Raw genomic sequence first — 20,453 nt, 5'->3', positions numbered from 1 at the left:
TTCGCCAGAATGACAGCTCCTATTGCTTGAAAAAATCGACTTCGGAAGCTGAAGCGTTAAGAAAATGAATCCTATGAACGTTAAAAAAATTCTACTGTCTGAGCGCGACAGAATTTTAAACCGAAGAACCAATGTACATTCGCGCGAGTTTTAGAATTTTTAGAGAATAGGATTTATTTTTAGCATTCAGCTTCCCGGTCTTGAATTTTTGTTTCTTTTGTTTCAAGACAAAGAAAATGTTATAATAAAAGGCGCTTAGATTCTTCCTTCGTCAGAATGACAGCTCATATTGCCTGAAAATCGACTTCGGAAGCTGAAGCGTTAAGAAAATGAATCAGATGAACGTTAAAAAAAATTCTACTGTCTGAGCGCGACAGAATTTTAAACCGAAAAACCAATGCGCCATTCGCGCGAGTTTTAGAATTTTTAGAGAATAGGATTCATTTTTAGCATTCAGTTTCCAGTCTTGAATTTTTGTTTCTTTTGTTTCAGGACAAAAGAAAATATCTGAAACAAATTCGGTCTGCTTGTCATCAAGACAAAGAAAAAAGAAAAGTAATTTCTTATCTTTGTTCCTTATGGAAAATATGGACGCAACACAAGATAAAAGGTTATTTCTCATCGATGCTTATGCGATGATTTTCAGAGGATATTACGCATTGATCAGAAATCCGAGGCTTACAAGCAAAGGTCTGGACACTTCTGCCATCTTCGGATTTACGAATTCTTTAATTGAACTGATCAGAAGAGAAAAACCAACCCATTTGGCAGTGGTTTTTGATGTAGGAGAGGCAAGTGTAAGAACCGAAGACTTCTCAGATTATAAAGCGAACCGAAGCGAAACGCCTGAAGCCATTAAAAATGCGATTCCATACATTCACAGGATTTTAGAGGCAATGCACATTCCCATTTTGGGAGTTCCGGGATATGAAGCAGATGATGTAATCGGAACCATTGCCTGCAAAGCAGAAAAAGAAGGCTACGTCACATTCATGGTAACGCCGGATAAAGACTTTGCACAGCTTGTAACCGATAAAATCAAAATTTATAAACCGGGACTTAAAGGTGGCGATATTGAAATTTTAGGCGTTGAAGAAGTCAAAGCCAAATACGAAATCGAAGATCCGAAACAGGTAATCGACTTTCTTGCGATGATGGGAGATGCAGTCGACAATATTCCCGGACTGGAAGGCGTTGGTGAAAAAACAGCCATGAAATTCCTGAAAGAATTCGGAAGTATTGAAAATCTTTTAGCCAATACAGATCAGCTTAAAGGAAAGCTGAAAGAAAAAGTGGAAGCTTCAGCCGAAAGAGGAATTTTATCCAAAAAATTAGCGACCATTATCTGCGATGCTCCTGTAGAATTTCATCAGGAACAGTACGATCTGGAAACGCCTGATTTCGATAAAGTAAAAGAAGTTTTTGAAGAAATAGAATTCCGGAGATTATACGAAAATCTTTACCGAGCTTTTGCTCCGGCTGCAGCGCCAAATGTAGTTACAGAAGTGGAAGTAACGGTTACAGAAACGACTCCTCAGCAAAAAGTTGCACAGGCAGTCGGACAGTTGGATCTTTTTGCCACTTATGAAGATCTCGATCAGGCAACATCCACAAAATCGACGATTGAGCAGAATGATCACCTTTATCAGTTTGTGGATAATCCGAAAGCACAGAAAATTTTAGTCAATAATTTATTAAAACAAAAAGTAGTCTGCTTCGATACCGAAACCACCTCTCTTAATGAACTGGAAGCCGAATTGGTCGGAATGAGTTTTTCCTATAAAAAAGGTTTGGCGTATTATGTTCCTTTATCCGAAGATCAGGGAGAAGTCTTGCAGACTTTGGAAATTTTCAGACCGTTTTTCGAAAAAGAAGATCTGGTAAAAGTAGCGCACAACTTAAAATTCGATTATAAAATTCTTAAAAGATACGATATTACGGTAAAAGGAGCCATGTTTGATACCATGATTGCGCATTACCTTTTAAATCCGGACGGAAGACACGGGATGGATTATCTTTCGGAAGTGTACTTAAATTACAAACCTGTTTCCATCGAAACCATCATCGGTAAAAAAGGAAAAAAACAGGGCAGTTTCCGTGATGCGGATCTCAGAACGCAGACCGATTACGCTGCAGAAGATGCAGATGTAACTTTCCAGTTGTACGAATTGTTTGCGCCGCAGCTTAAAAAAGAAAATTTAGAAGACTTATTCTTCAGTATAGAAATGCCTTTGATGGAAGTTTTGGCAAAAATGGAACTGGAGGGAATTTCTCTTGACGAAAAATGGCTGGCTCAGGAAAGTATTGATCTTGAGAATGATCTAAGACAACTCGAATCCAAAATATTTGAGATTTCAGAAGAAGAATTTAATATGAATTCTCCAAAACAGCTGGGTGAAATTTTATTTGAAAAAATGCAGCTTGATCCGAAAGCGAAAAAGACAAAAACCGGACAGTACGCAACTTCGGAAGATGTGCTTCAAAAATTGTCTTCAAAACACGAAATCATCAAACATATTCTGGAATACAGAACCTATCAGAAATTAAAATCGACTTACGTTGATGCATTACCGTCACAGATTGAAAAAACAGACAACCGTGTTCATACCAATTTTTCACAAACTACGGCTGCAACAGGTCGTCTGGCGAGTGTAAACCCGAATTTACAGAATATTCCGATCCGAACTCTTAGAGGTCAGCAAATTCGTGGCGCGTTTGTTTCTGCAGAAGGAAAGAGAATTATTTCTGCCGATTATTCCCAGATCGAATTGCGTCTGATTGCCGAAATTTCCGGGGAAGGCAATATGATTAAAGCATTCCAGAACGGGGAAGATATTCACGCTTCTACGGCGGCAAAACTGTTCAATATTCCGTTGGAAGAAGTTTCCAAAACACAGAGAAGTCAGGCAAAAACCGTAAACTTCGGAATCATCTACGGACAGGGCGCTTTTGCATTGGCAGAGCAGACCGGACTTTCGAGAACGGAAGCCAAGCAAATGATCGAAGCCTATTTTGAAACCTATCCGAAACTGAAAGAATACATGGCGGAACAGGTAAGAAAAGCCCGTGAAGTCGGTTATGTGGAAACACTTTTAGGCAGAAAACGTCATTTAAAAGACATCAATTCCAATAACTTTGTGGTTCGTGGTCACGCGGAACGAAATGCGGTGAATGCTCCTGTTCAGGGAAGCGCAGCAGATGTGGTAAAAATGGCAATGATTAAAATTCAGAAAGAACTGGAAAAGGAAAAGCTGCAGACAAAAATGCTGCTTCAGGTGCATGACGAATTAATTTTTGAAGCCCCGATTGATGAGGTGGAAGTTGCCAAAAACATCATTAAAATGGAAATGGAAAACGCCGTTGAAACGCAGGTTCCGCTATTGGTTGAAGTTGGAGTAGGGAATAACTGGCTGGAAGCGCATTAAAAAATAAAAAATTCTGAGATGCTTCGGCAGGCTCAGCAGGACATCGCTACGAATGAGCCGCTAAAATAAGGTGGTAAGTATTAGAGATGTCGTGTTGAGTGTGTTGAAGCATTTTTCTCAAACAATTAGTTTCAAATGTAAGGCTTAGAAAAAACTCAAACCGTGAAAAAAACAAAACTATATATTCTTATTGCATCTTTTATTATTGTAATTTCTGCTGTTTTCTTTTTTAATTTACGTGAAAAAGAACATAAAGAAAATGACTTCGAAGTGAAAAAAATTACTAAGGAAACAAAAGAAAATGTAAAAGAAGATTCTCTTATTGTTTTTACAAGCTTTATTAAAGATTTTAATTCTCATAAAGCTGAAAATATCGATAAATACATTGATGCTGATTTAGGAATGATGCTTTTTTATCATGACGGTCCATATCCTATTCTGAGAATAAATTCTACTTTAGAAGATGAAATTGACTGGTTTAATCAGGATGTTTTTGAAAATGTAGATTTTACAGATTCTCCCATGTATTTAGGCGATTTTGAATTTTCTAAAACAGGATTTTTCGTTAAACAAAATAAAGGTGATTTTTCCTTAAGAGATTTTGATAATATATATACATCACATTCAGAATCATTTTTTAAAGAAAACAGAAAACTTGAAACATCCTGTAATTTTTCTGCGATAGGAATTTCAAAAAATCAGGGGGGGACTTATCATTTTTATTTTAGACTTCAAGGAAAAAAACTTACGCTTCTTGGCTTAAGTACAGAATCGGTTAGTGATTATTTGTTTGCAAATCCTAAGGCAGCATTTATTCCGTTTAATAATAAAAGTGATATCGAAAATTATTTTAGAACCCAAAAATTATTCAGAGATAAAGATCAGAATGCTTATATCGACTTTGATAAAAAGGAAATTACTTATTATGATTTTCCGGATGATCCTTTTGTATTTGAATATTTCGAGATTGGCGAAATTCAAAATGATTCTGATAAAATAAAATCTGTAGAATTAATTTTTTATCCTGATAAATCAAACAAAGAAAACGGTTTTTTTACTTATTTTTCAAATAAAGGATCTTTTGTGGTTCCGCCAATGGGAGCGCGACCGCCTTATTTTTATGAACCGGTCAGGAAATAGATGAAATGAGGCTTATTATTTTTATTGCTGTCAATTTTTAGTGATGTCATTTGAGCTTATTGAAGTGTCTGAAAAAATAGATATTAAAAAGATAAACTTTCATATTTATGGAAGTTTTTTTATTGATCGGTTTGAAAAGATCATTTCTAAGAAAAATTATTAATAATTTTAAGTGAACAAATTTATATGATGAAGTTTTTATTTTTGCTTTTCCCTATCATTATCTTCTCACAAAATATGAGAAGGGATACAATGATTTACTACAGTGGCTATTCACCAAGTAAAGAATGTATTGAGCAAAACAAAAAGGATAAAGTTGTTTATAATAAGTTAAAGCGTGAAGCTTCCGAAATGGATTTTAATTCTTTAACTAGAACGCTGATTGATGATTTGGATGAGCGACAGTTTACCAGAAAATATATTAATTTCAGATTTAATATTTTTAACCTTGTATGTGATGTAATAGGAGATTATTCTACGTGTATCAGAGAATACAATTTGAAAGATCCGTTTTATAATCTTCAAAATTGGACAACTGATGATCTGATATATTTAGGCAAGAAATTTAAGAATAAATTCATTATTCCCAGCTCAATTGGTGGAGGTTTTGGCTCTTATGAGGGGTATTATTATACTGATGAAGAAGATCCGGAAAAATTCAAAAAATTTAGTAAAGGTAGGGTGAAAGAAACCGGAGCAGAATTTTATTACTATTCCAAAAATAGTAAAGATTCTTTGGAAATCTCAGGAAATACAGGGATGGATTACATTCAATTTAGTTTTTATAATCTGCCGGATCATCAGGTAAAAGTTTATCAGTATATCAATAGTAAAAAAACAGTAAAAACCTACGAATACAAATATGATAAGTGGGAAATTATTGAGTAATTTAATTTACATCAAACCTTTCCCTTTCATCTCCTGATAAACCAGTCCCAGACAACTTTGTCCTTCCGTATTTTCGTCCCAGTACATATCATGAACTTTGATGCTGTAGAGCATGATAAAATCAATAATGCTGAATTTTCCGATAGGATAAACTTCGTAATTGATATTATACGGCTTATTGGAAGCTCCTTTGAAAGAGATTTCAGAGTCTCCGGCAATTCCGTCTTTTCTGAAGTTGGAACCTAAAGCATCGGCTGCAGAATACACATTCAACCACTGAATCTGATCTCCGGGTTGGGTTTGGCGATTGTTGTAAAATTCAGGATAATAAGAATTTACAAATTCATAAGGTGTTCCGATAGTGATAATGGATTCACAGTATTCTAAAGCATTTTTAGAGGCTTTTATGCCATAGGGAAAAACATAGTCCAATGCGAGAACACTTCCGAAACTGTAGGCATGAAAATGAATTTTACAGTCCTTCTCGTTTTCCGTAATATAATCTACAAGATGTTCTAAATTTCCCTGAATCAGCTGTTTTTTTGAGCCGTGCTGCAAATAATCGTTGGCGCAGACGAAATTGGTGGCGAGATCTGTGATAATGGTATTGGCGTTCGGAACAAGCAAGACCAAGAGCGCTGTAAATAAAATAATCAGTTTAGAAAACCAGTTAAAATCTATACCAATATAGCGTTTATTTGGAAGATCGATAAAAATTCCTTTCATTGAAATATATTTCAAATCTCCGATGGGAATCAGTTTTCTGAGTTCAGTCATTTTTCCGCTTTCCTTTGAGAAAAACTGACCTGTAGCTTCGAGAACGGCGGGAAACATCAGGACCAAAGAAAGCGATAAAATCAAAAATATGGAAAATACATACATTAACTGTCCCGGCTTCGAATAATTTTGGGGAATAAAGATTCGTTTGATAATTAATGGAAATTTCTTGATAACCAATGCAAAAAGCCAGAGACTTTTGTAAATAAGTGTTCTTCCTTTGAAATCCTCGGTGAGAATTTCGTTGTACTTAAAATCGTAAAATTTGTAAACGGGATTTTCGGGAGATTCTTTTTCAACAATACTTACAACAGTGCTTTCCCTGCTTTTGCTGTAATGGATTTTTTCGATTTTGGTCTCGTACTGGTAACCATTTGTATTGAAATTAATTTCATTTTTTAACCGTTCTGCATAATTTTCAACCGAGTTACTTTTTGAAATTCCCAATCCGGATATATAGATTCCTATTTTCATGGCTGAGCGTTTTTTAAAGAAGTAAAAATTAGATGAAAAGATGAATTAAAAATCCATCCTGAATGACGATAAAAAAAGAAGTAATTTATCCTGAATTTTCAGATAACTGATGTTGAGATAATTTCATGTTTATAGTTTTTAAGGTTATTAAAATCAATTTAAATAACTGATTGTTAGTTTGTTTTAAATTTAGCGATTTTTTTCTTAGAAACTAAATTATTAATGAAAATTATTTTTGAGTAGATAATTCGGTTAATTTCAGTTTGTTGATTTCATTCTGCATTTTACTTTCCCAGCCTTTTCCATTTCTTTTTTCTAAGTACGGTTTTACTGTTTCGATATATTTTTCCTGAGCTTTAGTATCAATTTCGTCTATGGTACAACCTGTATTTTTACTTTTGATTCCATACTTTTTTTGAATGCTGTCAATTTTTACATCCATTTTTCGGTCATTGTTTGGTAATTCAAATCCTCCGGTAAATCTAAAAGTAACCTGATCATTTTTAATATCTTCTTTCGCCTGTTGGATGTATTCATTCTCAATTTTTGTAATTACTTTTCGGGTATTGAAGTAAGTGTTTAAATTAAAATAACTTATCCATAAAAGCATTATTCCGCACAAAATGGTAAAAGCCAGAAGAAATCTGTTTTTAGGACTTAAATTCTTAATTCTGACATGGCTTATTAACCATGAAATAAGAACAAAAAAAGCAATAATAAAAAGAAGATAATGAGGCTGACTTTCCGAAATAACGGTCAGGAAATCAAACTTCATCGGATAAAGAATAAGATAATTTCCTAAAGTATAAACAACGATAAGCAGGAATAAAACAGCTATATTGATGCGAAGTAACTTTTTAGAAATCATCTTATTAAGTTATGATAAAGCAAATGTAATGAAAATTATTTCTGTTCATCAACATGATAAAACAAAAACTTAATCTATTATATTGAAAATAAAATTTACTTTATAATTCTTATAATGGCGAGATCATCACTCGGTTTCATTCCGTAATGATGTTCAAGCTTTTTTAATTTCTGGGAAAGCATTTCTTCAGATTCAACATTGCTTTTATCATAGAGAAGATAGTCTGTCGGATTGATTTTTTCGTTGTGATCTGTCTTTTTAATTGGGATGAAAGATGAAATTCCATCTGTAGCGATAGAAACATCTTCAAGCTTACTGAATCGTATTTTCTGAGTCTGATTGCCGTACCATTCTTCGAAATCTTCTTTTAAATGATAGGTCAGATAATCAGGTTTGTTGTCTCTTTCAAATTCTGTTGTTTTTCCATTGATACACACTAAACCGTCTCCGATACATATGATAATTCCTTCGTCTTTTTTGGTGTTGTAAAGAAGAATAATCAATGTCGTAAGAAGTTCTTTTTCATCAAGCATCAAATGATTTTTCACGGTTGTAATTTCTTTGAAGAGCTCTTTTAAAACAGCTTTTAAATCTTCTTCAGGATCAGAATTTTTCTCTGTTTCATATAATTCTTTATAACCTTTTTCAATGCATATTTTACGCAGGATCTTCCCAAATAGTGCGGACGCAAACTGACTTTCCATAGCGGTTGAACATCCATCCATTACAGCACACAGAATCTTATTGCTTCCTATTTTCTTTATGATGAGAAAATCTTCGCAATGATTAATGTGGTAATCTCCGATCTGAAGAGCAGAATAAATGTTCATTAATAATTTGAAAAAGGTTATAAGTTTTTAAATGTTTTACGCAGAATATTCTATTCCTCCGATGTAAACCATAGAAAAAAAATCTGTTTCTACGGAAGTGGGTTTCGGAATCTGTTTATTCAGGAAAATAATGGAATTAATATCAAAATCAAGATTCAGTTCGTTGAGCCTGTTGATTAAAATCGGAAGCCACTGTTCTGCAAAAGAATAATCTGCAAATTTTTCGTAAATGGTTCTGTTTCCGTCTTCATAGCCGTATTCTACAAAATCGTGATCCAGCCAGATGGTGTCCTGAGATTCTGCAAATTTTGAAATATATTTTTCATCAGATTCTTCTTCCAGATAAAAATTTTCATCTTCTTCCACAAATTCATAAAAATCTTCCTCGCTTTTGAAATTTCCTACCCAAAAGTCTAATGTGTCTGTAGTCATTTGCTTTTCTAATTTTAAACGTAATAAAGGCCAAAGGTAGAATAATATTTGCGAATTTTTAAAACAGAAATTTAAGTATTTCGTTGGCAATGGCAGAATCTTTTTTGGGAATTTGGGTGTAACGTGTCTGAAATTCATCACGCAAAATTTCTTTTTCGGAGTATAAATAGTTTTCGAACCATACTTTTCCTTTCGATTTCACAAACTTTTTATCAAGAGCTGGAGCAATCATGTAAAGGCGAGTCGTCATGGGTTCTTTATCTGAAAGTAAATTTAAACAATATCTAAAGTGAAAATCATCATAATCAAAGTCATTAAAAAGTAATATAACATCGTTGAACTGAGAAATAAAATACAAAATATAATATTGAAAGTAAAATAGCCGCGAATAATCGGAATGTTTTCCAAAAGGCTGTTAATTCCGAAAAGCATTAAGAAATATCCGGGAAAAGCAAAGTTAATCATCACCAAAAACAAGCAGTTTTCCAAGCCTTTATATTCAAAGAAATCGGGAGTAATAATAATGATGTATAAACTTGCCAGAATGGTAATCATGAAAAGTACCGTTAAATATATTTTCAGCTTCAGCTGCTTATTTTCCCTCCTGAAAAAGAGGAAATAATGGAAATTTGAATTTCCCAGTAAAGCGGTGAAAAAGATTAAAGTTTCCGGCATAATATATTTTAATCATCAATTCCGTAAATGAATATTTTATCAATTTCAGGAATATTTAAGTTTTCTTTTTTATTAATTCTGATGAGCTGTTGAGAAAAATACTGAAGCTCTTTTTTTGCATTGTCAACCGCTGTTTTTAATGATTCTTTATCTACTTCAATCTGATCTTCCAAAACAGGGTAAGCGTAACTTTCCTGAGGCATCGAATGTAAAAAATCGAAAATAATTGTATCCTCCTGAATTTCAATTTTCGGAGAGGGATGTCCTGTATAAAAACAAGAATTTCCTTCGTCGGAAACAAGATCTTCCCATTCAGTAATGTGTTTAAGCCTTCCGCAACATTGTGGAAAATAGGTGTCAACATCATTAATCTTTAAAATGTAACCACCGTCCATAGAACATGCTAAATCATCAATTCCACGATTTTCTTCAGTCTGCTGAATTTCAATTTCTCTGTGAATGATTTTCAACAGATCTGCATCAGAAATTTCAGTTATTCTGTAAAAAAAGGAACTTTTAAAATAAGCTCTAAAACTTTCGGAAAAACCCGCCTTTACGTTAGCAGAAATATTATATCTTTCCCACTTATCCGGAAATTCTAAATACGAACCGGAAGGCATTTCCAGATCCTCATCGTAATTTGAAACTTCTATAACAGGTATAAGTTCTATTTTCATATTAATAAAATCTGCGGCTTTTGCCTTCTAATGTTTTTTCTAAAATGGAAAGCTGTTCAGGATTAAGATTTTCGAAGGTAATTTTCTTAAGTCTAGGAACGTAACCGGGATAATAGACTAAAATAACCTTTCCATCATCAATTTTGTATTCTCTTAAAAGAATATAATGTCGCGTATTTTTCTGTTTTTGTTTGAAAATAAGAGATTGATAATCTGTAAAGGCATGAAGCTCAAACTTAGTGTGAAAAGAAAGATAGAATTTTCATTAATCAAAAGATTAAAAGTACATAATTCTAATCTTTTGTTATTTCCGCCATCTGTAAATATTGTACCGGTTATATTTTTTATTTCGATAGAATCTGGATTTTTACAGGTTGTAAGAACTTTCTTTTTTTCAATAAAATAGTAAATGGTTTTTCCGATAGCAAATAAGCAGAGTCCGATTATAAAAATCAGAAAAAAAATATTATTCATTTAAAAGAAATTAAATCACTCAAAGCTTTTATTTTCGATTAATAGCGAAATATTGGGAAGATATTTTACAAACCAATCTGGTAATTGTGATAATCTTATACAAGATGAAATATTTCCGTTTTCAATGCCCGCCAGATGGATGTGTTCGATTCCGGAGGTATCGTAAATTTCAACAGAATCGAAAATTTTAAAGTAAATATCAAGTTTCTCTAAATTACCATAAAAATTGGTAGCCAATGTAAAAGGATCGACATGATGTCCTCCTTCTTTTGTTCTGTAAAGTACCCTCAGTTCAGATAAATCGGTGTTGGTAAGTCCAAAAAAAATTAAATGGATTTTATAGCCTGCATTTTTAAACTTTTGCGGGATCGACCAGGTTTCGTGATTTGTAAAATGCCCCTCATAAGCAAAATCTAAATTATTGGCTAAAGATGTTTCTACAAGCTTATCAAAAGTATCTTCAACAATTTCCGCAGCTAATTTTGTACATTCTTTTGATGATCGGATTCCTTTTTTCCAAAATTCACTTTTCTTCACCATTAATAATTTGTCACCGTCAAAAATAGAATCACTTAAAGAGGCAGGAACATAATGAGGACCAAGTGATGATTTACCTGCTCCGTTAGAGCCGGTTATAATATATAATTCAGGCATTAAAAATCAGAAAAATTTAATTTTTTTCGTAAATAAAAAGCCTCGGATGTAGTTAATTCCCGAATAACAAAAAAATCTTTTTTATTCTCCTGAATAACAACCAGCTTTATACTTCCATCGGGATATTCCAGATAGCATTCATTGGGATTAACCTCTTTTGTATTAATCATAAAAGGCTGTCCGTTATGCAATTTTTGATTGCGAAGCTGTCGCACAATATTAGGAGATATCTTTGTTGATTTCATAATCAAATATACAAAAAATTTAAACCATCGGCAACACAAAATAAAAAGTACTTCCCTGATTTAAAGAACTTTTAACACCGATTTCTCCGTTTTGTTTCTCAATGAAATTTTTGGAAATCGCAAGTCCTAAACCGGTTCCGTTCTGATGCTCTCCCGGAACCTGAAAGTAGCGGTCGAAAATCTGTCGCTGGTACTTTTCATCAATTCCTTTTCCGGTATCGGTAATGCTGAATTTAATTCCGGATGGTTCTTTTTCAACCAAAATCAGGATATTTTCATCCTGAAAAGAATGTTTAATAGCATTGCTCAGGAAATTATTCATTACCCAGACTGTTTTATCAAAATCAGCCATAACAAAATCCTTCTCATCCGTCAGAAACTGCGTCTGGATCGAAATGTTTTTCTGTTCTGCCAACTTTTCCACATTTTTTACAGCAGTCTGTACTATTTCTTTTGGAGCGCAGCTTTCGATATTCAGGCGGATATTTCCGGTTTCTACTTGAGATAAATTAAGCAGTTCTCCTGTAATATCAAGCAGTCTTTGTCCGTCTTCATTAATGCTTTTTAATAACTCTTTCTGCTGATCATTCAGTTCCCCGAATTTTTGATTTTCCAAAAGCTGAACGCCCATTTTTATAGCAGAAATAGGAGTTTTTAATTCATGCGAAATGGTTGCGATAAAGTTGGTTTTTGCAAAATCCAGTTCTTTAAAAGGAGTTATGTTTCTCAGCAGAATAACCTTTCCAATGTATTTTTTTTCCTTTTCTCCCGTCTTTGTAATATTGATCGGGATTACATCCTGCTCAAAATAATTTTCTTTATTGTCGGTTACAATTTTAATAGGATCTTTCTGCGGATGATTGATATTTTTCAGAAGTTCCCTTATCAGATCATTGTTTACAGCCACTTCATGAACCGTTTTCCCGATAATTTCATCTTTATTGAGATTGGTGATTTTAAGAGCCTCATCATTAATCATATAAATAAAATGATTTTCGTCCAGACCAATCACGGCATCGTGCATATTATTCACAAGGGTTTCAATCCGCTTTTTATCCATAAGCTGTTCAGACAAAGTGCTGCTTTCATATTCCTGAAGCTTTTCCGCCATGATGTTGAAAGAATTCGCAAGATCATTAAACTCTTCACTTCCCCTGAAATGAACTCTTTCGTTATAATTTTTATTGGCAATCTGTCGGATGCTGAACGTAAGCTGACTGATGGGTTCCGCAATTGTCTGAGGAAGATTAAAAACTAGCGTGATCGCAATTAAAAAACAGATGGTTCCGAGACAGGCGATCCAGAACGTTGCATTTTCTGCTGTTATAATGGCAATATCACTTTTTCGCTCAATTCCTTTCATATTGAGTGACATGATTTTAACCAGATCTTCACGGATCATCTTTTCTTTTTCCGGCGAAGGATCATGGATGTAGCTGTTGAAATGAAGATTGAGATTCTGGGTAGCTTCCTTCTCTCCGAATTCTGTTAAATTTCTTTCCTGAAGAAGATTATTTTTCTTAAAATCTTTAATGGCAACGGCGCTGTCGGTTTTCATTTTATCCAGTGCCAGAAGCATATTCTGAGAAAATTCCAGACTGTTGTAATTGGCGATAAGAATTTTTTCCGTATCAGATTTCAGTTTATTGATGTAAAAAGACCCGATAACCGATAGCAGAACAATCAGCACAAATAAAAGACCTACCCCAAGGGTGAGTTTCGTTTTTAGTTTCATTGCATTCTAAGATAAAATAATAATGTCGATCTGTCTTTCATTCAGTCGGTTCATTAATGTGTAGATCCAGCTATAGCCGAAAATTCTCTGCAAAAGATGAGCGTGTGGTTTTCCGATGCAAACGGTGGTGATGTTATGTGCAATCACATAGTCCAGAATTCCTTTATGAATACTGCTTTCCTTCTGCCGGATCACTTTTGCTCCCAATTCCTGAGCTAAATTAAAATTATTAATCAGAAATCGCTGTTTATTCAGGGCAATTTTTTCAGGGTTTTCTGAAGGTTTCTGAATGTAAAGAACGGTCCACGGACTGTTGTAATAACTTGCCAGTCTTGCCGTTTTCCGGATGATGTTTTTTGCTATTTTCTCATTGCTGCTGATGCACGCCAGAAATTTTATGGGTTTAAAATTTTCAGTTTTGATCTCCGTTTCTACCTTTCTTTCAACATGAGTTGCCACTTCTTTTAAAGCCAGTTCCCGAAGCTGCAAAATATGTCCGCTCTGAAAAAAATTGCTTAAAGCCGTCTGGATTTTCTCTTTTTTGTAAATTTTTCCTTCTTTCAGGCGCGTAAGAAGTTCATCTGCGGTTAAATCGATGTTGACTACCTCATCCGCTAAAGCCAGAATTTTATCGGGTACCCGTTCCGATACTTCTATTCCGGTGATCTTTTTTACTTCTTCATTCAGGCTTTCAATATGCTGAATATTCATTGCACTGATGACATTGATTCCGTTATCCAGAATTTCCAGAACATCCTGCCATCTTTTTTTGTTTTTGGAGCCTTCAATGTTTGTGTGAGCCAGTTCGTCCACCAAAATAACTTCGGGATGCGTATTGATGATGGTCTGAAGATCCATTTCTTCCAGATTTTTACCTTTATAAAAAGAAGACCGTCTCGGTATTTCGGGAATTCCTTCTGTTAAAGCGACGGTTTCTTCCCTTCCGTGCGTTTCAATGTAGCCAATTTTTACGTCAATTCCGTTTCGCAAAAGAGTATGCGCTTCCTGAAGCATACGGAAGGTTTTTCCTACTCCTGCGCTCATTCCGATGTAGATTTTAAATTTCCCTTTTCGGGATTTCTGGATGAGTTCTAAAAAATCTTTTGCTGAAGAAGACATGGTTTTTATTGTTTTAATTTTATTTTAAAGGATTACCATAGTTATAAAAGTCATTACAAACCTCACAGGTTTTTAAAACCTGTGAGGTTTCCGGCTTTAGACTTAATAATTTATCTTAAAACCAGGCAGCTAAACTGGTGGTGATGAAAAAATTTCCCTTTCTGAAATTGTCATTTTTTACGAAAATGGCATCTTTAGAAGTAAATCCTCTCGCTTCCGTACGGAAAACTACATTTTTAAGAATCTGATAATCTACATTTAAAGAATATCCGAAAGTCTGAAATCCATTAGGCGTTTCTGTAGCGATAATCACTCCGTTTTTGTCACTGAAATATTCCACACGTCCCGCAAAACTCCACTGATTGTCAAACTGATATTTCATCAATACGTTTGGAGAATACCAAAGATTGTAACTTTCACTTCCTTTTTCATTCTGTTCAGCTCCGACATCAAAACCTAAAGTCGTGGAAAAATGATCCGTCAACTGAAAATTTCCGTACAGATCATGGAAATAACGCATTCTTTTATCATCCTGCGGTTTATCATTCCCTATAAACGAACTGCTGTTCAGTGTAATCTTATCATTGGGTTTAAAAATAATCTGATGCCCGAAAGAAAGACTTTTATTTCCTTCAGCTTTTGCAATTCTCTGCCATCCGTTTAAAACAAGACCGCTCAGAAACCATTTTCCGTTATCCGAAGTGTAAGAAACTTTGGCTCCGGTTTCGAAATAGGGAGAATTTTCTGCGGCGAGACTTCTGGTAAGATTAACGTTATCTTTCCCGATTGCGCTTTCCCAGCCAATGTGCGACGGCATAATTCCTGCATCAATCCACAGATTTTTTGTTTTGGAAATTTTAATCCCGATATTCGCTTCATTTACATATTTCAGAGCGTCCTGTTCCACAGCCAGATTATCCTGTGCATAAGTTCCCGCCATCAGAGCGAGATTGGCGCGCATCCTGTCGTTTTCATAGTTGGCTTTAATGAATCCTAAATTGAGGTTAACTTCATTGTGCCTGTTGTAGCTGTACAAAAAGCTCTGGCGGTTTCCTCCGGAAGGTTCATTGAAATCATAGGTGTAAAATAGTTCAGCGTAAGCAGAGATTTTCAGCTTGGCATCGGTTTTTGCAGAGTCTGTGTTTTGTGCCTTCGGTAAAAAAAATCCTGCAAGTAAGAATGCCGCAATATATTTTTTCATAAAATTTGTATTTTATTTAAGCTGATCCAGAGCAATGTTTAATTTCAATACATTTACTTTTGACGGACCGAAAATAGATGTTTCTGTTTGATTTTTGATAAGTTGTTCCAGTTTTTCTGAACTGATATTTCTGTTTTTTGCCACTCTTTTAACCTGATAAAGCGCGCCTTCCTGAGAAATGTCCGGATCAAGTCCGCTTCCGCTTGCTGTTATGAGTTCTACAGGTACTTTTACGTTTTGCATTTCAGGATTCATCATTTTTAAAGTGTCAATTCGTTTTTTTACAGTCTGAAGATATTCTTCGTTGCTTGGTGCTTTATTGCTTCCCGCACTTCCTGCCGCATTATAATCTACTGCAGAAGGACGACCGTGAAAATATTTCGGAGACGTAAAATTCTGTCCGATATTGGCGTAAAATTTCTGTCCTTTAAAATTAATAATTTCTGCATTTCCCTGAGTCGGTAAAACTTTAGAACCTGCGTAGACAATTCCTAAATATATTCCGACAATTACAAGCATCACCAATGTAAGTCTGGATGCTGATAAAATATGATTTTTCATTTGAATTAAATTTTTGAGTTGAGTGGATAGAAGATGGAAGAAGGATGACGGAAGTTAAAATATTACGTTTCATTTCTAACTTCCAGCTTCAAACTTCCAGTCTAATAAAAAAGACTTATAACTAAATCGATGAGCTTTATTCCGAAAAATGGGGCAATAATTCCACCCAGTCCATAGATCAAGAGATTTCTTCTCAATAATGCGCTTGCTCCGATCGGTTTGTAAGCAACACCTTTCAAAGCTAAAGGAATCAGGATCGGGATGATGATGGCGTTAAAAATAATCGCAGATAAAATCGCAGATTCAGGGCTGTGAAGATTCATAATATTCAGCTTCTGAAGCGCCGGAATAAACGTGATGAACAATGCCGGAATAATCGCAAAATACTTGGCAACATCATTCGCAATACTGAAAGTTGTTAACGTTCCGCGTGTCATTAGTAACTGTTTCCCGATTTCCACAATTTCAATAAGTTTCGTAGGGTCATTATCTAAATCCACCATATTTCCTGCTTCTTTGGCTGCCTGTGTTCCGCTGTTCATCGCTACGCCCACATCTGCCTGTGCAAGTGCGGGAGCATCGTTGGTTCCGTCTCCCATCATGGCAACCAGTTTTCCTTCCTGCTGTTCTTTTTTAATGTAGTTCATCTTATCTTCCGGTTTTGCTTCGGCAATAAAATCGTCCACTCCGGCTTTCTCAGCGATAAATTTTGCCGTTAAAGGGTTATCACCGGTTACCATTACCGTTTTCACGCCCATTTTTCTTAATCTCTGAAAACGCTCCTGAATTCCGGTCTTGATGATATCCTGAAGCTCGATAACGCCCCATACTTTTTCATTAACAGAAACTACCAAAGGAGTTCCTCCGTTTTCGGAAATTCTGGTCACGGCTTCCTGTGTTTCAGAAGGGAAAATATTTCCGGCTTTTTCTGTCAGTTTTTTAATCGTGTCATATGCTCCCTTTCGGATTCTCGTGTTTTCAAAATCGATTCCTGAAGTTCGGGTTTCAGCCGTAAAATCGATATAAACCGGATTGGGAACAAGTAAATCTTCGGATTTTAAATGGCTTAATTCGATGATCGATTTTCCTTCAGGTGTTTCATCCGCAACGGAACTCAGTGCTGAAGCTTTGATGAATTCATCAAGCTGAATTCCATTTGAAGGATGAAATTGGGTTGCTTTACGGTTTCCGATGGTAATGGTTCCTGTTTTATCCAGAAGCAGTACATCAATATCTCCCGCAGTTTCAACGGCTTTACCGCTTTTGGTGATCACGTTGGCTCTCAAAGCTCTGTCCATTCCCGCGATTCCGATTGCAGAAAGCAGACCGCCAATCGTTGTGGGAATCAAACAAACGAAAAGTGAGATAAATGCCGCAATGGTAATCGGTGTCTGCGCGTAGTCTGCAAAAGGTTTCAGGGTAACGGTTACGATAATAAAGGTAAGCGTAAAACCTGCTAAAAGTATGGTTAATGCGATTTCGTTGGGTGTTTTTTGTCGGGAAGCACCTTCCACAAGAGCAATCATTTTATCTAAAAAAGATTCTCCGGGTTTGGTGGTTACTTTTACTTTTATTCTGTCGGAAAGTACTTTTGTACCGCCTGTTACGGAACTTTTGTCTCCTCCTGCTTCACGGATAACGGGTGCGCTTTCTCCGGTGATGGCAGATTCGTCGATGGTTGCAAGTCCTTCGATAATTTCTCCGTCCATCGGGATCTGATCTCCGGCTTCGCAAAGGAAAATATCGCCCAGTTTCATTTCGGCAGATTTTTTCATCACGGTTTCTACCTGAAATCCCTGTTTGTTGCTTACGACAACTTTTGCGGGAGTTTCCTCACGGGTTTTTCGTAAAGTATCCGCTTGCGCTTTCCCTCTCGCTTCGGCAATGGCTTCGGCAAAATTGGCGAATAAAACCGTGAAAAATAAGATAACGAATACTAAAAAATTATAGCTGAAACTGCCTTGAGACTTGTCTCCGGTAAGGCTGAACAGGCTTACAATAAGCATGACAACCGTTCCGATCTCTACGAGAAACATGACAGGATTTTTAAACATGATTTTCGGATTCAGTTTTACGAAAGACTGTTTGATGGCTTCGTTTACCAAATCTTTTTGAAACAATGTCTGAGATTGATTTTTCATTTTGTTTTGAAAGTGTTATATCATTGGAAACCAAAATCAACCATTAAAGCAAATTAATATTAAAGAATGAAAATGGATAATATTAGTTGGGTATGGATGAAAATTGAGACTAGTTTTCTTTATATAATCTGCTTAATGGTTTGAATTGATTTTTGAATTAAATTTTTCTTTTTTGAACAATTAAGAAATATTCAAAGAATATTTTAAACTTAATAATTTGATAAGCTTAATTTTTTTAACAGCTTTAATAAGTCTTAATGGTTCAATTATTTAATTTTTTATTTAGAAAAATACTGAAGCTGTTCTGCAATCGGACCTAACGTAAGGGCAGGGAAGAAGGACAGCGCTGCGATCAGAAGAATAACGGCTAACGTCATAAATCCGAAAGTGGCAGTATCTGTTTTCAGCGTTCCCGAGCTTTCCGGGATGTATTTTTTCTGTGCCAGTAATCCTGCAATGGCTACCGGGCCGATAATCGGGATAAATCTTGATAACAAAAGCACAATTCCTGTGGAGATGTTCCACCATGGTGTGTTGTCTCCCAAACCTTCAAAACCGGAACCGTTGTTTGCAGATGATGAGGTAAATTCGTACAGCATTTCACTGAAGCCATGGAAACCGGGATTATTCAGCGTTTTTGTTCCGAATTCAGGCAGATAGGCTGTTAAAGCTGTTCCTACCAAGATCAGAAAAGGATGGAATAAAGCCACAATCATCGCGATCTTCATTTCTTTAGCTTCAATTTTTTTGCCTAAAAATTCAGGGGTTCTTCCCACCATTAATCCGCTGATGAATACGGCTAGAATGATGAAAATGAAATAATTGAGAATTCCGACTCCGCATCCTCCGTAGAAACAGTTGATCATCATGGCAAGAAGTTCATTCATTCCCGAAAGCGGCATCGTACTGTCATGCATCGCGTTTACAGATCCTGTTGAAATAACGGTTGTAGCAATGCTCCAGTATGCTGAAGCAGCACTTCCGAAACGGATTTCTTTACCTTCCATCGCTCCAAGATGAGAATCAGCTCCCATTTGGGTAATCAGAGGGTTCCCGTTGGTTTCATTAATAACGTTCGGAACGGTTAAAGCCAGAAAACCAATCGTCATAACGGCAAAAATCGTCCATGAAAGTTTTCTTTTCTTCAGATAAAATCCTAAAGCAAAAACAAGAGCGAATGGAATAATCATCTGAACAATCATTTCCGTCATATTGGTTGTATAATTCGGGTTTTCTAACGGATGCGCTGAGTTAGCTCCGAAGAATCCTCCTCCGTTTGTTCCCAGATGTTTGATGGCAACAAAAGCGGCAACCGGACCTCGCGAAACATCCATTTTGGCTCCTTCCAGAGTGGTCAGATGGTCTTTTCCTTCGAAAGTCATCGGACTTCCGTTGGATGAAAGGATGAAAGCAACCACAATGCTTAAAGGCAATAAAATACGGATCACAGATTTGGTGAAGAAATCGTAAAAATTCCCCAGTTCTGTTGTCGTTTTATCTCTGAAAGCTTTGAATAGAACTGCCATTGCAGCCATTCCTGTCGCAGCAGAGACAAACTGTAAGAACATTAAATACAACTGACTGAAATAGCTGGCTCCCGTTTCTCCGGAATAATGCTGCAAATTACAGTTGACTAAAAAAGAGATAGCGGTATTGAAGGCTAAATCCGGCGACATATCCGGATTTCCGTCCGGATTTAAAGGAAGCCAGGATTGATTCAGCAAGATAAAAAAGGCAAGAATAAACCATACAAAATTGATGGTTAACATCGCAGACATATTCTGTTTCCAGGTCATTTGATGGTTCGGATTGATGCCCGAGATTTTATAGATCAGATTTTCAGCAGGCTGAAAAATTTTGTCTAAAAAGGTTTTTTTGTAGCCGTATACATTAGCAATATATTTTCCGAGAAAAATACCAATCACTAAGGTAATCGTGAACATGGCAATAATGCCTAAAATTTCTGTGTTCATTATTTTTGGTTAAAATTTTTCAGGTTTTATTAATACATAGCAGATGTAAACAAAGGCGATAACGGATAGGAAAAATAAGCTCCACATAATTTTTATATTTTATCAAAAAATTCAACGGATTTGTAAGAGATCCAGAATAATAAGGCGCTGAGAAGAATTAAAAC

General features: G+C 35.5%; 17 protein-coding genes. 3 read left to right on the top strand and 14 right to left on the bottom strand.

The window, feature by feature from the left end; translation table 11 throughout:
* Positions 1 to 587 precede the first annotated feature (587 nt).
* From polA to AC52CF_RS15395, 3 genes are all read left to right on the top strand, one after another.
* Positions 588 to 3,425 (top strand): DNA polymerase I, encoded by a 2,838-nt coding sequence (polA, locus tag AC52CF_RS15405; protein WP_496517349.1) that lies wholly within the window; start codon positions 588 to 590, stop codon positions 3,423 to 3,425.
* A gap of 162 nt (positions 3,426 to 3,587) precedes the next feature.
* Positions 3,588 to 4,565 carry a hypothetical protein gene (locus tag AC52CF_RS15400; RefSeq protein ID WP_375181653.1) on the top strand — a complete coding sequence of 326 codons (978 nt, stop codon included), beginning with the start codon at positions 3,588 to 3,590 and terminating at the stop codon, positions 4,563 to 4,565.
* A gap of 252 nt (positions 4,566 to 4,817) precedes the next feature.
* Complete coding sequence (locus AC52CF_RS15395) at positions 4,818 to 5,453, top strand: hypothetical protein (RefSeq protein ID WP_496517348.1); 636 nt, start codon at positions 4,818 to 4,820, stop codon at positions 5,451 to 5,453.
* Positions 5,454 to 5,459: 6 nt separating this feature from the next.
* Here AC52CF_RS15395 and AC52CF_RS15390 read toward each other — a convergent pair whose 3' ends face one another.
* From AC52CF_RS15390 to kdpA, 14 genes are all read right to left on the bottom strand, one after another.
* The gene (locus tag AC52CF_RS15390; RefSeq protein ID WP_375181655.1) at positions 5,460 to 6,704 is read right to left on the bottom strand and encodes a hypothetical protein; all 1,245 of its coding nucleotides are present in this window, start codon (positions 6,702 to 6,704) and stop codon (positions 5,460 to 5,462) included.
* 229 nt (positions 6,705 to 6,933) lie between these two features.
* Positions 6,934 to 7,572 (bottom strand): FEKKY domain-containing protein, encoded by a 639-nt coding sequence (locus tag AC52CF_RS15385; protein WP_375181656.1) that lies wholly within the window; start codon positions 7,570 to 7,572, stop codon positions 6,934 to 6,936.
* Positions 7,573 to 7,667: 95 nt separating this feature from the next.
* Complete coding sequence (locus AC52CF_RS15380) at positions 7,668 to 8,402, bottom strand: protein phosphatase 2C domain-containing protein (protein ID WP_375181657.1); 735 nt, start codon at positions 8,400 to 8,402, stop codon at positions 7,668 to 7,670.
* A 36-nt stretch (positions 8,403 to 8,438) separates the two neighbouring features.
* Positions 8,439 to 8,834, bottom strand: a complete 396-nt coding sequence (locus tag AC52CF_RS15375; RefSeq protein WP_375181658.1) for an immunity 22 family protein — start codon at positions 8,832 to 8,834, stop codon at positions 8,439 to 8,441.
* Between the two features lie 58 nt (positions 8,835 to 8,892).
* Positions 8,893 to 9,084, bottom strand: a complete 192-nt coding sequence (locus tag AC52CF_RS15370) for a hypothetical protein (protein ID WP_375181659.1) — start codon at positions 9,082 to 9,084, stop codon at positions 8,893 to 8,895.
* Between the two features lie 23 nt (positions 9,085 to 9,107).
* A complete protein-coding gene (locus AC52CF_RS15365; protein ID WP_375181660.1) occupies positions 9,108 to 9,509 on the bottom strand; it encodes a hypothetical protein in 402 nt (133 codons plus the stop codon).
* Between the two features lie 8 nt (positions 9,510 to 9,517).
* Positions 9,518 to 10,186 carry a hypothetical protein gene (locus AC52CF_RS15360; protein ID WP_375181661.1) on the bottom strand — a complete coding sequence of 223 codons (669 nt, stop codon included), beginning with the start codon at positions 10,184 to 10,186 and terminating at the stop codon, positions 9,518 to 9,520.
* A 489-nt stretch (positions 10,187 to 10,675) separates the two neighbouring features.
* Complete coding sequence (locus AC52CF_RS15355; RefSeq protein ID WP_496517347.1) at positions 10,676 to 11,314, bottom strand: ATPase; 639 nt, start codon at positions 11,312 to 11,314, stop codon at positions 10,676 to 10,678.
* A 264-nt stretch (positions 11,315 to 11,578) separates the two neighbouring features.
* The gene (locus AC52CF_RS15350) at positions 11,579 to 13,294 is read right to left on the bottom strand and encodes a HAMP domain-containing sensor histidine kinase (RefSeq protein ID WP_496517346.1); all 1,716 of its coding nucleotides are present in this window, start codon (positions 13,292 to 13,294) and stop codon (positions 11,579 to 11,581) included.
* Positions 13,295 to 13,300: 6 nt separating this feature from the next.
* Positions 13,301 to 14,413, bottom strand: a complete 1,113-nt coding sequence (locus tag AC52CF_RS15345) for a sensor protein KdpD (RefSeq protein WP_214588833.1) — start codon at positions 14,411 to 14,413, stop codon at positions 13,301 to 13,303.
* Between the two features lie 115 nt (positions 14,414 to 14,528).
* Positions 14,529 to 15,614, bottom strand: a complete 1,086-nt coding sequence (locus tag AC52CF_RS15340; protein WP_214588834.1) for a porin — start codon at positions 15,612 to 15,614, stop codon at positions 14,529 to 14,531.
* Between the two features lie 12 nt (positions 15,615 to 15,626).
* Positions 15,627 to 16,175 carry a K(+)-transporting ATPase subunit C gene (kdpC, locus tag AC52CF_RS15335; RefSeq protein WP_214588835.1) on the bottom strand — a complete coding sequence of 183 codons (549 nt, stop codon included), beginning with the start codon at positions 16,173 to 16,175 and terminating at the stop codon, positions 15,627 to 15,629.
* A 101-nt stretch (positions 16,176 to 16,276) separates the two neighbouring features.
* Positions 16,277 to 18,316 (bottom strand): potassium-transporting ATPase subunit KdpB, encoded by a 2,040-nt coding sequence (gene kdpB, locus AC52CF_RS15330; protein ID WP_087706817.1) that lies wholly within the window; start codon positions 18,314 to 18,316, stop codon positions 16,277 to 16,279.
* Between the two features lie 278 nt (positions 18,317 to 18,594).
* A complete protein-coding gene (kdpA, locus tag AC52CF_RS15325; RefSeq protein ID WP_214588836.1) occupies positions 18,595 to 20,289 on the bottom strand; it encodes a potassium-transporting ATPase subunit KdpA in 1,695 nt (564 codons plus the stop codon).
* Between the last annotated feature and the right edge of the window lie 164 nt (positions 20,290 to 20,453).

The organism is Chryseobacterium sp. 2P (assembly GCF_059579425.1).
This window is presented reverse-complemented; position numbering and strand designations above follow the sequence as displayed.

Excerpts from the sequence above, each read along its gene's own strand:
- AC52CF_RS15390 (WP_375181655.1), bottom strand. The coding sequence starts at position 6,704 with ATGAAAATAGGAATCTATATATCCGGATTGGGAATTTCAAAAAGTAAC.
- AC52CF_RS15355 (WP_496517347.1), bottom strand. The coding sequence starts at position 11,314 with ATGCCTGAATTATATATTATAACCGGCTCTAACGGAGCAGGTAAATCA.
- kdpC (WP_214588835.1), bottom strand. The coding sequence starts at position 16,175 with ATGAAAAATCATATTTTATCAGCATCCAGACTTACATTGGTGATGCTT.
- AC52CF_RS15380 (WP_375181657.1), bottom strand. The coding sequence starts at position 8,402 with ATGAACATTTATTCTGCTCTTCAGATCGGAGATTACCACATTAATCAT.
- AC52CF_RS15365 (WP_375181660.1), bottom strand. The coding sequence starts at position 9,509 with ATGCCGGAAACTTTAATCTTTTTCACCGCTTTACTGGGAAATTCAAAT.
- AC52CF_RS15345 (WP_214588833.1), bottom strand. The coding sequence starts at position 14,413 with ATGTCTTCTTCAGCAAAAGATTTTTTAGAACTCATCCAGAAATCCCGA.
- AC52CF_RS15370 (WP_375181659.1), bottom strand. The coding sequence starts at position 9,084 with ATGACGACTCGCCTTTACATGATTGCTCCAGCTCTTGATAAAAAGTTT.
- AC52CF_RS15395 (WP_496517348.1), top strand. The coding sequence starts at position 4,818 with ATGATTTACTACAGTGGCTATTCACCAAGTAAAGAATGTATTGAGCAA.
- AC52CF_RS15375 (WP_375181658.1), bottom strand. The coding sequence starts at position 8,834 with ATGACTACAGACACATTAGACTTTTGGGTAGGAAATTTCAAAAGCGAG.
- kdpA (WP_214588836.1), bottom strand. The coding sequence starts at position 20,289 with ATGAACACAGAAATTTTAGGCATTATTGCCATGTTCACGATTACCTTA.
- AC52CF_RS15360 (WP_375181661.1), bottom strand. The coding sequence starts at position 10,186 with ATGAAAATAGAACTTATACCTGTTATAGAAGTTTCAAATTACGATGAG.
- kdpB (WP_087706817.1), bottom strand. The coding sequence starts at position 18,316 with ATGAAAAATCAATCTCAGACATTGTTTCAAAAAGATTTGGTAAACGAA.
- AC52CF_RS15350 (WP_496517346.1), bottom strand. The coding sequence starts at position 13,294 with ATGAAACTAAAAACGAAACTCACCCTTGGGGTAGGTCTTTTATTTGTG.
- polA (WP_496517349.1), top strand. The coding sequence starts at position 588 with ATGGACGCAACACAAGATAAAAGGTTATTTCTCATCGATGCTTATGCG.
- AC52CF_RS15340 (WP_214588834.1), bottom strand. The coding sequence starts at position 15,614 with ATGAAAAAATATATTGCGGCATTCTTACTTGCAGGATTTTTTTTACCG.
- AC52CF_RS15385 (WP_375181656.1), bottom strand. The coding sequence starts at position 7,572 with ATGATTTCTAAAAAGTTACTTCGCATCAATATAGCTGTTTTATTCCTG.